This is a genomic window from Pseudomonas sp. TE3899 (assembly GCF_056279105.1).
Genome location: NZ_JBWBQR010000001.1, coordinates 227489 through 241457, shown reverse-complemented (window position 1 = coordinate 241457; position 13969 = coordinate 227489). Strand labels below are relative to the sequence as shown.

Sequence of the window (13969 nt, the reverse complement as noted above, 5' to 3'; positions counted from 1 at the left end):
CAGGCCTGTTTTCGTGGCGATTAGGCGGGCCTCTTCGCGGGCAAGCCTCGCTCATACAAAAGCGGGTTCGCGGTGAACCTGTAGGAGCGAGGCTTGCCCGCGAAGACGGCAGAACAGCCACCACCGCCCCCAACTGGCGCACAAAAAACCCGCATCCGGCGGCGATCATCCCCGATACGACAGCTTTCAGCCCTTTACGACGCACAAATACGAAATGGCACGCCCACTGCAATGCCCTCCCCCGAGCTTTCCAAACCGTTCAGGGAGCAACGCATGAACACACAACTCAAACCCACGCTGGGCACGTTGCACCTGTGGGGCATTGCGGTGGGGCTGGTGATTTCCGGTGAGTACTTCGGCTGGAGTTATGGCTGGGGCGTGGCCGGGACACTGGGCTTTCTGGTCACGTCCTTTATGGTCGCGACCATGTACACCTGCTTTATCTTCAGTTTCACCGAGCTGACCACCGCGATTCCCCATGCCGGCGGTCCCTTTGCCTACAGCCGCCGCGCCTTTGGCGAGAAAGGCGGACTGATCGCCGGGCTGGCGACGCTGATCGAATTCGTCTTCGCCCCGCCCGCCATCGCCCTGGCGATTGGGGCGTACCTGAACGTGCAGTTTCCCGCTCTCGATCCGAAACACGCGGCGGTTGGCGCCTACATCGTGTTCATGGGCCTGAACATCCTTGGGGTGAAACTCGCGGCAACCTTCGAGTTGATCGTCTGCGTATTGGCCGTGGCCGAACTGCTGGTGTTCATGGGCGTGGTTGCCCCGGCGTTCAGCTTCAGCCACTTCGCCCTCAATGGCTGGGCCGGTTCCGATGTGTTCGGCGCGCCAGCGATTGCCGGGATGTTTGCGGCGATCCCGTTTGCGATCTGGTTTTTCCTCGCCATCGAAGGCGCGGCCATGGCCGCCGAAGAAGCCAAGGACCCGAAGCGCACGATCCCGAAAGCCTATATCAGCGGCATCCTGACCCTGGTGCTGCTGGCCATGGGCGTAATGTTTTTTGCCGGCGGCGTCGGCGATTGGCGCACCCTGTCGAACATCAACGACCCTTTGCCACAGGCGATGAAAACCGTGGTCGGCGAAAGCTCCGGCTGGTTGCACATGCTGGTGTGGATCGGCTTGTTCGGCCTGGTGGCGAGCTTCCACGGGATCATTCTGGGCTACTCGCGGCAGTTCTTCGCCCTCGCCCGGGCCGGTTACTTGCCCAAATCCCTGGCCAAGCTCTCGCGCTTCCAGACCCCGCACCGGGCGATCATCGCCGGTGGCCTGATCGGCATCGCAGCTATTTATAGTGACGGCTTGATCAACCTCGGCGGCATGACCCTGACGGCAGCGATGATCACCATGGCGGTGTTCGGCGCGATCGTGATGTACATCATGAGCATGCTCAGCCTGTTCAAACTGCGTAAAACCGAGCCGAACCTGGAGCGCACGTTCCGCGCGCCGTGCTACCCGCTGGTACCGATGATCGCGCTGGTGCTGGCGGTGGTGTGCCTGGTGGCGATGGCCTGGTTCAACGCGTTGATCGGGGTGATCTTCCTCGGCTTTATGGCGGTGGGTTTCGTGTACTTCATGCTCACCGCGCAATTGCGGGCGGATGCGCCGGCGGATGCGATGTTGACCGGGCTTTAAACAGCGCAGGTGTTGCTGCCATATCAGGCATAGAATGGAACCACTGCGAAAATGAATCGCTCAAAGTGGTATGCACGATCGGTTGGCAAAATCCGCCAACCGGCCTGCCCTCAAGGAGAGCCCTATGCCCTGGTATGCCTGGTTGATTCTGGTCGTTGCAATCGGCTCGATCGTTGGTGGTTTGATGATGTTGCGCGACACCGCCACCAAGGTCGATCTGACCGAAGAGCAACGTAAACGCGTCGCCGAACGCAATGCGGAAATGGATGCCAAGGAAGCGCAGGACCGCTAAAACAAAAACTATGGCGAGGGAGCTTGCTCCCGCTGGACTGCGCAGCAGTCCCATAAGGGGGCCGCTGCGCGACCCAGCGGGAGCAAGCTCCCTCGCCACAAATGCGTTTCTACTTCTCCCAATCAGCCTTGGCTATGTGCAAGCCATGCAGCCCCTTGTATGCCGCTCGCTCAGGCTGGCTCCAGCCTTCAAGCAACGAATCCTCCAACCGATAAATCTCCACCCCCAGCGGGCGGCACACGCTCAGTGGATCCTGCGCATCCGGCCCCCACATGGCCAACGACAGATCGCCGCCGGGGCAGGTCGACAGCGCACACAGCAAATCGATTTCGGCAAAGAACTCCAGGTAATCGCCCTTCTGCGCCGGGCACGCCTTCATGAAATACAGGTCGTCCTGGTTCAGGCCGGTGCACTGGAAAATATTCAGCACGTCATGCACGTCGAACTCGGTCAGGCCATGGGGCAGCACGGCGCGGGTCAGGTTGGAGTGACAGTGGTGATGGAAGTCCTCGCCGGTGAGCATTTTGTTTACATACGGATCGCAACGCGTGCCCAGCAGATCGTGCAAACGACCGCCATGCTCATCGATGCCATAACCGGCCAGGCTGTCGTCGGTGATGGTCACCAGCGGGCGCAGAAACGGCAGGTTCGACCAGAGCCGGTCGTGGGTGCTGACATGGGCGCCCTGCAACTGCCGGGTGCGCGCCGCCCACAGACGTTCCCGCGGATCATGGGCATTCCAGACGTTGAAATCCCCGACCTGCGGGCCGACTGGGGTGGTGACTCGAAAGACATGCCCGGCCGGCACGTGCCAGGCGCGGCCGGTGCGGATCGGCACTTCGAATTGCTCGATCAACGTGCGCCCGTCCTTGCTGTCGCGGACCCGTTCATAGAACGCCTTGTCAACCTGCAACGCCGAGCCTTTGCTGACTTGATAGGCCGCCGGATAGTCTTTGTACATGGCACGAATCCTCAATCAGTGATGGGGAACAGGGGTCAGTAGCTGCAACAGCAGTTGCTCGGAATCGTCGAGATACAGGCTCAGCGCATCCAGCGCGCCAGCCTTGTCACCCTCAGCGAGCAGGTCGTGGATCAGCCGATCGCGGGCCAGCCACGGCGCCTGGAAGCGCGACTCATCGGGTGCATTGCAAAACACCAGGCGCAATTGCGCGACGACGTTGGTGAAGAATTCATCGAACAACGGGCTGCGCAGCAACCCGACGATATGTTGATGAAACGCCAGACCGTGGGTGCCGACTGCGCGCCAGTCTTCCCGATCCCGGGCCAGTTCCGTGGCCTCCAGGGCTTCGAGCATGCGGTCGGACTGGTACTCGCGTAAGGGCTGGCTGCTGCTGATGGCTTGCAATTCCAGGGTGCGGCGAACCTTGAACAGGTCGCGCACGTCATCGGCGCCGACCCTGCGCACCATCACGCCTTTGTTGCGCACATAGCGGGTCAGACCTTCCTGTCCCAGCCGATGCAGCGCTTCGCGAATGGTGTTGCGCGAGGCGTTGTAGGCCGACACCAGATCGTTTTCCACCAGCGCCATGCCCGGTAGCAAACGCCCGCCAATGATGTCGGCGCGCAACTCCAGGGTGATGTGGTCGGCCAGGGACAGTCCGCTGCTCATGTGGGTCGCCTCGTGATTGTTCAACAATCGTTAGCGAATGAGTAATCACTATTCATGCCAATGACCTGGAATTTCCCAGCCGAGTTGGACGCATCTGCATGCTTTTTAGAAGTAGAAGTACAGTCACCATTCAACATTCATTGGTTAATATGGCGCATTGTCGCGGAGATTAGAGATGCGTTACTCGCAAGACCATAAAGCCCAGACCCACCAACGCATCATCAAGGAAGCGTCAGCACGTTTCCGCCGCGACGGAATCGGTGCTACCGGCTTGCAACCACTGATGAAAGCCCTGGGCCTGACCCACGGCGGTTTCTATTCTCACTTCAAGTCCAAGGATGAACTGGTGGAAAAGGCTCTGGTGGCCGCAGGCGAAGAAGTTGAAGGGTTGTGCGCCGAGCTGTTCGCGTCCGAGCGTCCGCTGGACGCCTTCATCGATACCTACTTGTCCGAATGGCACCAGACGTCACCCCATCAAGGATGCCCACTGCCGACCATGTCGTCGGAACTCGGGCTGCGCGGGCAAGCGAGCCCCACCAGCGATGCGGTGCTAAACGCGCGTCTGGAACAGGTGCAAGGCACCCTGGAAGGCGAAAACGCCGCCGAGCGCAGCATCGTCATCATGTCGACGCTGGTCGGGGCGCTGCTGTTATCACGCAGTGTCGAGAACCCTGAGCTGGCGCAGCGGATTCTCGACGTGACTCGCGATCATCTCAAACAGGACAACAACTAGTCCTGCCAGCGCTTGAACAGCACACTGGCATTGACCCCACCAAAGCCGAAGCCGTTGGACAAGGCGTATTCGATCGGCATCGGCCGCGCCTGGCCGTGGACGATATCCACCCCTTGCGCCGCCGGGTCAGGGTTTTCGAAATTGAGGGTTGCGGGCACGATCTGATCGCGGATTGCCAACAGCGTGAAGATCGCCTCGATCCCGCCAGCGGCGCCGAGCAGATGCCCGGTGGCGGACTTGGTCGAAGTCACGGCAATCTTGTTATCCGTGCCAAACAACGACTTGATCGCCGCCAACTCCCCGAGGTCCCCAACCGGTGTCGAGGTCGCATGAGCGTTGAGGTGCTGGACCTGCGCCGGCGAAATCCCCGCCTGGGCCAAGGCCAGCGACATCGCCCGACGCGCACCGCTGCCATCTTCAGGCCCGGCGGTCAGGTGATAGGCGTCGGCACTGGTGCCGTAACCGACCAGCTCGGCAATGGGCTTAGCCCCACGGGCCAGCGCATGCTCCAGGGATTCGATCACCAGCAGACCCGACCCCTCACCCATTACAAATCCGTCGCGATCACTGTCGAATGGCCGCGAGGCGCGCTCCGGCGTTTCATTGAAACCGCTGGACAAGGCACGAGCAGCCGCAAACCCGGCCAGGCTGACGCGATCGATCGCCGCCTCCGCCCCGCCGCACACGGCAATATCAGCCTCGCCACAACGAATCAGTCGCGCCGCATCACCAATCGCCTGGACGCCGGCGGCGCAGGCAGTGACCGGCGCACCCAACGGGCCTTTGAAGCCATGCTGGATCGACACATGCCCAGCCGCGAGATTAACCAGAAACGACGGAATGGTGAACGGCGACAACCGTCGCGGCCCGCGAGTGTCCGTGGTGCGCACCGCATCGGCGATCGCGCCAAACCCGCCGACACCGGAACCGATAATCGTCGCGGTCCGCTCCTGGGCATTGGCGTCCCGCGCTTGCCAACCGGCCTGCTCCAGCGCCTGACGTGCAGCCTCCATGGCAAACATGATGAAGCGGTCCATCTTCTTCTGTTCTTTGGGCGGGGTGGCCCGGTCCGGGTCGAACCCGGCTTCAGCGTCTTCGGCCAGGCTCGGCACGGCACCACCGACCTTGGCCGGCAAATCGGCGACCACTTCGTCCGGCAACACGCGCAACCCGGAGCGCCCGGCCAGCAGGCGCGCCCAGACAGCCTCGACGCCACTGCCCAGCGGCGACACCAGGCCCATACCCGTTACAACGACTCGACGATCACTCATACCGCATTCACCTCAAACCGATTCATGGCGCCTCACTTATAGCGTGGGGCGGCTTTGTCTCGAGACAAGTTCGGCGCCATCACATGACGGGCCGCAACAAACGCTTCCCACTCGGACGCTTCCGGCAACGACGGAATGGTGATCAGCTCACCCTGGTCCAGACCGGACAACGCCGCGTCGACCATGTCCCCTGTTTCCATGACCATTTCCGCCGGAATGCCACTGGTGTCGATGCCGGAACGCTCCCAAATCTCGGTGCGTGTCACCCCAGGCAACACCGCTTGCACCTGGACCCCGGTGCCATTCAATTCAGCATTCAACGATTGGGTCAGACTCAGAACATACGCCTTGCTGGCGCTGTACGTCGCGTTGAACCGCTCGGGGAACAACGCCACGACCGACGCAATATTAATGATCGTCCCCCGCCCGGCCTTGGCAAAACTGGCCGCTGCCGCCGAAGCCAGACGCGTGACGGTGGTGACGTTGAGCTGAATCAAACGCTCCAACTGTTCCAGATCAGCGTTGGCCAACAAGCCATCGGCGGCAACACCGGCGTTGTTGAGCAACAGGCTGATACTCGAATCACTGCGCAGACGCTGCTCAAGCTTCAGCACTTCTTCTTTTTGCGTCAGGTCCGCCTTGAGCACTTCGACCCGAACGCCATGCTCAGCGCGCAACTTGCTCGCCGCCGCCTCCAGCCGCTGCTCGTCGCGAGCGACCAACAACAAATCAAAACCACGGGCCGCCAACCGCTCGGCGTAAACCGCCCCGATACCGGATGAAGCACCGGTGACGAGGGCCGTACCTTGGGACTGGGTGGAAGTCATGACTGTGCTCCTGAGTATGCTTGAGGGAAAGCGAGCGCCAGAGCGCTTCCGCCCTTTTATTATAGGCATAATCCAAACGCAATATGATAGCCGTAATTTTTCATGCGCCGACGAAAGGCCGCTCACCCGCGCTGGCGCCAGAACGAAAAAAGGCCGGTCAATGACCGGCCTCTAGGCGTTGATCTACAAGCTTAGTTCACTTCGAGCTTATCGCGATTCCTGTCCAGAATCGCCTTGCCGATCCCCTTCACTTCCAGCAACTCATCCACCGATGCGAACGGCCCATTAGTCTCACGATACGCAACAATCGCCCTGGCCTTGGCCTCACCGACACCCGCCAGTTCCCGCTGCAGCGTCGGGGCATCGGCGCCGTTGAGATCGATTTTTTCGCCCTGTGCCTTGGCGCCGACGTCCAGCACCAACGGTGCATTAACCGCTTCAGGCTTGGCTGCAGGTGCAGCAATGGCAGCGATAGAGGCGCTGGTGAGCAGGGCAAAAACCAGGGAGGAGAAATAACCTGTACGCATAAATGAAGCTCCATGACATCGATTGGGAAAGCAGCTTTTCCGAAGCTGCTCCTGAAACTTAGGCGATGGGCAGCGCATGTCAAAAACGAGAGCGTTGCAAAAAGTGTAATAGGAACAGATTCCGCCACCCTGGAGAATTTCCCACACGGGGAACACAGGCACACTCATCTTCCCTTCACCTCGGGCGAAGCGAACGATAGCGCACGGGCACTTGGCGGTTTAAACTTGCGCGCTCGCAGCTGCCCCCCTTTCAGAGCAACAATATGATAAAAAATATCCAATATCTGCGTTTTTTGGCGGCCTTCCTGGTCATCCTTGCGCACGCCAACCTGCAAATCTATGGTGTACCCGCAACGCTCACTAATCTGGGTGGCTTCGGTGTAGATATCTTCTTCGTTATCAGTGGCTTTATCATGCCCTTCATTTTATATGGTGGTATGTATAAGCCTGGTAGTCGGTTAAAACTGGACGCAGGTACTTTTTTACTGCGCAGGGTCATTCGGATTTGGCCGATGTACCTGTTCATAATTCTGACCGTTATGTTCGTTTCACTTTTAACAACCCGTGGAATAATCGCCAACCCATCGGCTGATCTCTTCTATATATTCAATGGTTCAAAGCTGGAATTTCAGTGGTTCCTTGAAACCGTAACATTTACCCACTGGAACCGTCCGCCCCTTCTAAATATAGGCTGGACCTTGCAGTTCGAGTTTATTTTCTATACCGCCATCGCGCTGATGCTTTTTCTTCGAATCAAAAAGTTCGAAGCACTTGAATTGGGTACTTTCGGATTTTTCTTCCTGTTCCTGATGGCCAGTTTCTCGACACTTCCGTCATTCGGCTTTACGACAACAATGGCCAACCCTGTGATTTTTGAATTCATCATGGGAATGCTGCTGTATCGGGTTGTTTCATCGGAGGTGTTGCTCAACAAGTTCGCTGCCATTGTGATTGCGATAGTAACTATCCCTGCATTTTTTTACCTCGAATTGAATTTTTCATTCCGACTCGAATCACCATTTCATAGGTTATTTATCTATGGCCCTGCGGCATTCATGCTGGTGTGGGCAGCCCTTAGCCTGGAAAACCAGACCAAGGAAATAAAGTTGTTTGAATTACTGGGGGATGCGTCTTACAGCTTGTATTTAGTACACGGTGTCGTTGCACCACTCTTTGTTTTCTTCTGGACCCGAATGGGTCTGGAGCAATTTGTCAGCGTATGGATCTACATCATCTCCTACGCAGCGGTATGCCACATAGTGGGTATTGCCGCGCATTTAAAAATAGAAAAACCTCTGAACAATTTTCTGAAAAAACTTACCCAACGAGAAAAGAAATGCGCGCCTGCTTCGCTTTAACAACCTTACTTTTAAGTAGTGCCGTGTTTGCCGGTATCGCACCGGATGGTGCGCCGATGGATGAAGACTTTCACAACTGCGACAACCTTGATTGCGGTGTTTATCCTATGATGAAATTTCATCTGACGGACAAGACCCTTTCAGGTGCAACCGTAAACGGAGAAACTTTTTTCGTCGCTGAAGGAGATTCGAATTTCTATAAAACAGTCTTTCCACCAACACGAATCCGTTTAGTATTTAACCCGGCAAATGGGAAAATATATAAGCAGGGCGTAGATTATGTTGCCACTACTGAGGGGATCAAGCTTACTCCGACCACTGGAATTGAAAAGGCACCAGCGAATTTTGTTTCTACTATCACAGACGATGAAAGAAAAAACTATAAAGTTCGCATGACCCCTGAGTTCCAGAAATATCAATACGCTGTCACGTACGACAAAAACAGATATTTTCGTCCCAGTATTTTTGGCAAGTTAGGAAACATCCCGGCCATTGCGGGAAAAGTGCCGCTGAAGGTGACGTTTTTCGGCGATTCCATCACCCTGGGTGCGAATGCCACTGACATTTACGCTGCGCCTAACCAACCCGGTTACGTAGGGTTGGTCATGGCCTACTTGAACACGCAATATCCCGGTTTGTGGGAGTATCGCAACAACTCCGTGGGCGGCTGGAGTACCAAGAATGCCATGTCAGCCGTCAGTTACAGGGTGATGGACAAAAAAAGTGACTTGGTTGTTCTCGGTTTCGGAATGAACGACAGCAATTCTATTTCCGCCATCGACTACAAACACAACTTACAAAACGTAATATCCGCGATCCGCAGCAAACAACCTAACGTCCCGATACTTCTTATCAGTAGCATTTCTGCAAACCCCGACAGTTCAGTCCAGAATCGAAAACTCCTATTGAGCTATCCAAAGATGATGCGTGGGCTCACTGTCGAGAACAAAAATGTCGCTTTAGCCGATGTCACAGAGACGTGGCTGATGATTTTGAAGAATAAACGCTACCTCGACTTAACCGGAAACGGTCTGAACCATCCCAACGACTTTGGGCATCGAGTTATCGCAGAGGCCGTCCTTGCTGCCGTCTTGGGCGACAAATACTAAAGTAGGCTGCTCCCCCTCACACGGGAGCAGGTGGCTATCAGGACGACAATCGCATACCCGGCCCACTCTCTGGAAACGCCCGCTTTCCAGGACACTAACGCCAAATATCAAAACGGAACGGACAAAATGAGCGAACCCAAAGACTACTTCGTGCATTCCCACGCTTTGTGCGAAACGACTCAAATAGGCAAAGGCTCTCGAATCTGGGCTTTTGCGCATGTGCTGCCAAAAGCGAAAATCGGCGAAGACTGCAACGTATGTGACCACGTCTTCATCGAAAACAATGTAGTTATCGGCGATCGGGTCACTATCAAATGCGGCGTCCAGATTTGGGATGGCATTTCTATTGCTGATGACGTTTTCATCGGTCCGAACGCAACGTTCACCAATGACCGCTTCCCGAGAAGCAAGGTCTACCCGGAAAGCTTTGATAAGACCGTGATCTGCAAAGGGGCTTCGCTGGGTGCTAACTGCACAATCCTTCCGGGAATAACCATTGGCGAGAATGCGATGATTGGTGCTGGTGCCGTTGTCACTCGATCAGTACCCGCCAACGTGACCGTTGTGGGTAACCCTGCGAGAATTCTGCAATCAAAGAAATAATAGGGTCAGCGCCAATCTATTGATCTGGAAAGCGCTTGGCTTACTTGTTGCGACGTGCAGGTTTTCTACAAGAACCGTCTGACGATACGCAAATGATTTGCGTATCGTCGATGGCTACCTGCCATTCAGTTCTTATCGATCACCAGTGCATCCGGCGCTCGTCGGAAATACATGTGCATAAATAGCGCGATCGAAATAAACACCAACGATGCAATCACGCCAACTTGATAAGTTGTAAGTGACATCCACGGCCCCTGCCTGCCGAAATAGAATTGCCACTGAAAAGTCTGGAATCCCATGCCCGTACTCGCAGCTACGGAGATGGTTGGTTTTAACCAAAAGGCTGGAAGTAACACCAGAGCTGAGAAAATCAGGCACCAGACACGCGTCCTCCAGGCATAATCCGCAACAGCAAAAATGACCAAGGCTATGGGCAACACGCCTATCCACTGCCGGCTCTCGGAGCCGAAAGCCAGCAACGGCAAGAAGGCCAGGAACACCAATTGAAGCGCGGTGGGAATTCTGCGTCCCACCAGGCATGCGGAGATCGCGAGTAATATGACGGGACCAAAGCTTATGAAGTGAGCAACCAATGGTTTGAACGGCGCAGCCAGCGACTGGTAAAGCAGATAGTCGAGCAGTGGCGGTCCCGCGAAACCTGTCTTCCAGTCAAAGCTGACTTTCATTAACGTTGCCGAAGCAACGAAGAAAAGTGCCCCTACAAGTAAGCCTGGGACACTAAGCGACTTCCATGTGGCTGGATCCAGCGCCGCTCTGGCACCGACCCATACAATCAGGTACATAGAAACCAACATTGAAAACGCCGACAACAAGATCATGTCAGTACTGGCTGTCTTGCCATTAATGCTGACTGAATGCGCAGCCACAGCGGCCAAAGGAACATGGTAAATCGTCAGCAGCAGTAACACAGTCAGCGGTATCGCTAGTAACGCGAACAACGAGAAGGTGTACTTGTAATTGACTGATATAGTTTCCAAGGAATCGACTCGGTATGGAAACGCTGCCAAAACAAGCGGGATGATAAAAAGACCCGGCATCAGCCATGCACAATACGCACACAGAAAGTACACAGTAAATTTGTAGGAACGCACCCAACTCCACAAACTAAAACAAACCATCGCCAACGCAACGTGATCACTTAAAACAGGGTAAAACATCGGCATACACAAAAACAGCCAACTGCAAGAAAGGATCGCAACAGACAGTGTTGCTACTGCCTGCCTGACGTTCAATCTCACCATCACGTCGTGAAGCAATGCCGCGCCAATAGACAACATCACAGCGTTGAGACAGGCTTGCAACCCAATGAGTACCGCTTTGGAAGCTCCCAGGTAAGATGCAACGACAAGCGGAAGAAAACCTGACATGCGAATGGAGCGGTATGGGTCACCGAAGATAGGTAGCCCCTGCCCCAAGCGTTCGACGTATTGGACGTACACACCACCGTCCCAACCGGCTCCCTCACCGACCGGTATAAACCCTACTATGTAGTGGACTATCAAAAAAGCAAATGCAACAGCGAGGCCGCAGTAAACGGAAACTCTGCTCAACTTAAATCTCCATTATTCTGATTTTTACGAGAAAATATTTTACTAGATAGAAAATAATTTAGCGGCACGAAAGCCACAATAGCGATGAGCAGAGCGAACCGACTATCAACATCAAGATTATCCACCAGCAACCACAACGCAAAACTTGTCGATAGATACTGGAGCACATATATAAAAGGGAACAACAACACGGAACGCAAGCCTTGATGTGCTTTGAAAACCACTACCCTATTCAAAAAATAAGATAGGACAACACCTAGCAAGTACGAAATCGTGTAGCTTATCTGATATGAAAAAAAAGCAAGCAACAGCAGATACACAAGATACGTCGACAGCGTATTAAAACCACCCGACAATAAAAATCGTGCGAACACAGTGTATGTTGATCTAAATTTATACACCCGGCGCGCCCAGGTTTAGCGAAACATGAGAGATGAATTCCTCATAACTTCTTACATAGTCTTCATTATCATAATAATCTGAAGCCAGCACCAACAGCACCGCATCCGCAGAGTATTTATGCTGGATACCCCAGGTCATTGGGGGAAGGTGAAGCCCTTTATCGGCGCGATCCAGAACAAATTCTTCCCGGTTTACCCCATCGTCAGCGATGACGTGAACCGTACCTTTAACGGCGACCAAGAATTGATGGCATCGAAAATGCGCGTGGTCACCGCGAACCTCCCCTGCGGGAACATTGTAAACAAGGAAATATCGACACACCATAAAAGGAATATTTCGACCAAACTCGCCCATTGATAAATTGCCGCGTTTATCCTGAACGTTATGCAAATTATGTAACGTGACACCCGCCACAGAAGTAGTTTGCACTTCTCGTAATACATCAGCATCCGAGTCGCTTTCCGCGACAGGCGCGGTGTTGCGTGTGTAACCAACAACTTTCGCCGGATTACCAGTCATGATAGCGCCAGGTGGAACTGAAGCTGTTAGTACAACATCCGCTCCAACCACAGCACCATCACCAACCCGGACACCCGCCAGAACCTCTACGCCATCCCCCAGAGAAACCCCTTTGCCTATAATCGTCTTCCGATCAGTCCCGGGTTCTGAGGTCGCTCCGTATATTTTTACATGAGCACCAATGACCGAGTTATCCCCGACAATGACTCCGTCCAAAACTTTCGCACCGTATTTAATAACCACGTTGCTCCCTATGGTGACGTATTTATCAATGAAAACATCGCTAAAAATACAGCAATTTTCACCAATGCATGCCGTCGGGTCCAGGCGCACAAATGCCAGCACAGAGGTTCCCATGCCAATTTGGCCAGGTAGACACTCGGCCTGCTCATGTATAAATCGATCAGCACGATTAGTCACGCCAGGCCTCCATACTGCTCCACCCGCATAGGGATCGCTAATGGCCTGTTTTTTGTATTTTCGTAAGTTCGCCATGCGTAAGAGCCGACAATACCAAGCCCCATTAAATTCAAACTTCCAAGCAGAGTAATCATTAATATCGTTACAGCATATCCGGGAACAGTGATTTCCCCATGCAGCTTTGCCCAAACAACAATCAAGCCAAATAAAAATGCCAAAATGGATCCGGCTGCTCCAACGCGTATCAACAGGCGAATCGGCAAATCGGTGAAAGCAAATACACTGTCCATCATGTAGTTAATTTTTTTGCGCAATGTCCAAGCGGACTTGCCATGCTGTCTTTTCTGTCGTTTGTATTGCACTGTAGTGCGACGAAATCCGAGCCAGAAAATCTGGGCTATCAAAGAGCTATGTCGCTCCTCAAGTGTCAGGAGCGTGTCGCGGAAAGGTTTGTTACAGGCAAACATGTCCACTCCCCCGAGCGGAATCTCAGGGACAACGTAACGTCGATACAGTCCCCAAAAAGCTTTTGAGGCCAGTCGGGAAAGCAGTGGATCATCCCTACCCTCTCTAACCCCTACAACGACGTCGACTTCCTGGGACATCAAAATAGTATTCATTTCATTGATTAGTTCAGGGGGTTCCTGAAGGTCCGCTGCCATCACAGCGAATCGGTCGCCGTTACCAAACTGAAAGCCTGTTCGAATAGCCATGAATGAACCAAAATTTCGAGACAGTAAAATCAATTGAGAACGAAATTTTCGCGTAGGCAAGTCTTTTCTAAGAATCTCATAGCAATTATCCGGACTACCATCCACAACAAAAACCACCTCAAGATTTTGTTGTAATTGGTCGTTCAATTGGTCAATCACACTGATCAGATCAGATAATGAACCTTCATTGCGATAAACAGGAATGACTAAGGTCAGCAAAATGGAGGCCCCTGAAAAATTATAAAAATCCTGCAAGCAGGACTCGAAACAATTACCGAAATATTCAGCGGTACCGAAAAGCTATTCAACGACTGGAAGTAGCTGAACGCGGCCCGCTTTTACCATAACGACGTCTC

Annotated in this window: 15 protein-coding genes; 6 read left to right on the top strand and 9 right to left on the bottom strand. The window is 54.1% G+C overall.

Features of this window, described 5'->3' with window-relative positions; genetic code table 11:
• The first annotated feature begins 273 nt into the window (after positions 1-273).
• Both eat and ACZ89E_RS01150 read left to right on the top strand, forming a co-directional pair.
• On the top strand, positions 274-1638 hold the full coding sequence (gene eat / locus ACZ89E_RS01155; RefSeq protein WP_149660092.1) for an ethanolamine permease: 1365 nt from the start codon (positions 274-276) through the stop codon (positions 1636-1638).
• 124 nt (positions 1639-1762) lie between these two features.
• A complete protein-coding gene (locus ACZ89E_RS01150) occupies positions 1763-1930 on the top strand; it encodes a DUF2897 family protein (protein ID WP_081744012.1) in 168 nt (55 codons plus the stop codon).
• Between the two features lie 109 nt (positions 1931-2039).
• Here the strand turns inward: ACZ89E_RS01150 and ACZ89E_RS01145 are convergent, their stop codons facing one another.
• Both ACZ89E_RS01145 and ACZ89E_RS01140 read right to left on the bottom strand, forming a co-directional pair.
• On the bottom strand, positions 2040-2891 hold the full coding sequence (locus ACZ89E_RS01145) for an urea carboxylase-associated family protein (RefSeq protein WP_476254668.1): 852 nt from the start codon (positions 2889-2891) through the stop codon (positions 2040-2042).
• 15 nt (positions 2892-2906) lie between these two features.
• Positions 2907-3560, bottom strand: coding sequence for a GntR family transcriptional regulator (locus ACZ89E_RS01140; RefSeq protein WP_476254667.1), 654 nt, complete (start codon positions 3558-3560; stop codon positions 2907-2909).
• Between the two features lie 175 nt (positions 3561-3735).
• Between ACZ89E_RS01140 and ACZ89E_RS01135 the strand changes: the two genes are divergently transcribed.
• Positions 3736-4293 carry a TetR/AcrR family transcriptional regulator gene (locus tag ACZ89E_RS01135; RefSeq protein ID WP_476254666.1) on the top strand — a complete coding sequence of 186 codons (558 nt, stop codon included), beginning with the start codon at positions 3736-3738 and terminating at the stop codon, positions 4291-4293.
• Here ACZ89E_RS01135 and fabF read toward each other — a convergent pair.
• From fabF to ACZ89E_RS01120, 3 genes are all read right to left on the bottom strand, one after another.
• A complete protein-coding gene (fabF, locus tag ACZ89E_RS01130) occupies positions 4290-5564 on the bottom strand; it encodes a beta-ketoacyl-ACP synthase II (RefSeq protein ID WP_476254665.1) in 1275 nt (424 codons plus the stop codon). The genes ACZ89E_RS01135 and fabF overlap by 4 nt on opposite strands.
• Positions 5565-5596: 32 nt before the next feature.
• Positions 5597-6391, bottom strand: a complete 795-nt coding sequence (locus ACZ89E_RS01125; RefSeq protein WP_476254664.1) for an SDR family NAD(P)-dependent oxidoreductase — start codon at positions 6389-6391, stop codon at positions 5597-5599.
• A 191-nt stretch (positions 6392-6582) separates the two neighbouring features.
• Entirely contained in the window at positions 6583-6918 is a 336-nt protein-coding gene (locus tag ACZ89E_RS01120; RefSeq protein WP_476254663.1) for a ComEA family DNA-binding protein, read from the bottom strand.
• A gap of 263 nt (positions 6919-7181) precedes the next feature.
• Between ACZ89E_RS01120 and ACZ89E_RS01115 the strand changes: the two genes are divergently transcribed.
• The 3 genes from ACZ89E_RS01115 to ACZ89E_RS01105 all read left to right on the top strand — a co-directional run bounded on the left by ACZ89E_RS01115 (position 7182) and on the right by ACZ89E_RS01105 (position 9988).
• A complete protein-coding gene (locus ACZ89E_RS01115; RefSeq protein ID WP_149660085.1) occupies positions 7182-8276 on the top strand; it encodes an acyltransferase family protein in 1095 nt (364 codons plus the stop codon).
• A complete protein-coding gene (locus ACZ89E_RS01110) occupies positions 8255-9385 on the top strand; it encodes an SGNH/GDSL hydrolase family protein (RefSeq protein ID WP_178129171.1) in 1131 nt (376 codons plus the stop codon). The genes ACZ89E_RS01115 and ACZ89E_RS01110 overlap by 22 nt, the downstream gene beginning before the upstream one ends.
• 126 nt (positions 9386-9511) lie before the next feature.
• Positions 9512-9988 carry an acyltransferase gene (locus ACZ89E_RS01105; RefSeq protein ID WP_149660083.1) on the top strand — a complete coding sequence of 159 codons (477 nt, stop codon included), beginning with the start codon at positions 9512-9514 and terminating at the stop codon, positions 9986-9988.
• A 125-nt stretch (positions 9989-10113) separates the two neighbouring features.
• On the opposite strand, the gene ACZ89E_RS01100 is transcribed toward ACZ89E_RS01105, so the two are convergent.
• From ACZ89E_RS01100 to ACZ89E_RS01085, 4 genes are read right to left on the bottom strand one after another with little or no spacing between them, the layout of a single operon-like run.
• Positions 10114-11559, bottom strand: a complete 1446-nt coding sequence (locus ACZ89E_RS01100) for a hypothetical protein (RefSeq protein WP_476254662.1) — start codon at positions 11557-11559, stop codon at positions 10114-10116.
• The gene (locus tag ACZ89E_RS01095) at positions 11556-11933 is read right to left on the bottom strand and encodes a GtrA family protein (protein WP_306108896.1); all 378 of its coding nucleotides are present in this window, start codon (positions 11931-11933) and stop codon (positions 11556-11558) included. Before ACZ89E_RS01095 ends, ACZ89E_RS01100 begins: the two co-directional genes overlap by 4 nt.
• Positions 11934-11952: 19 nt before the next feature.
• Positions 11953-12900, bottom strand: coding sequence for a WxcM-like domain-containing protein (locus tag ACZ89E_RS01090; protein ID WP_476254661.1), 948 nt, complete (start codon positions 12898-12900; stop codon positions 11953-11955).
• On the bottom strand, positions 12897-13832 hold the full coding sequence (locus tag ACZ89E_RS01085; protein WP_149660158.1) for a glycosyltransferase family 2 protein: 936 nt from the start codon (positions 13830-13832) through the stop codon (positions 12897-12899). Before ACZ89E_RS01085 ends, ACZ89E_RS01090 begins: the two co-directional genes overlap by 4 nt.
• Positions 13833-13969: the final 137 nt, after the last annotated feature.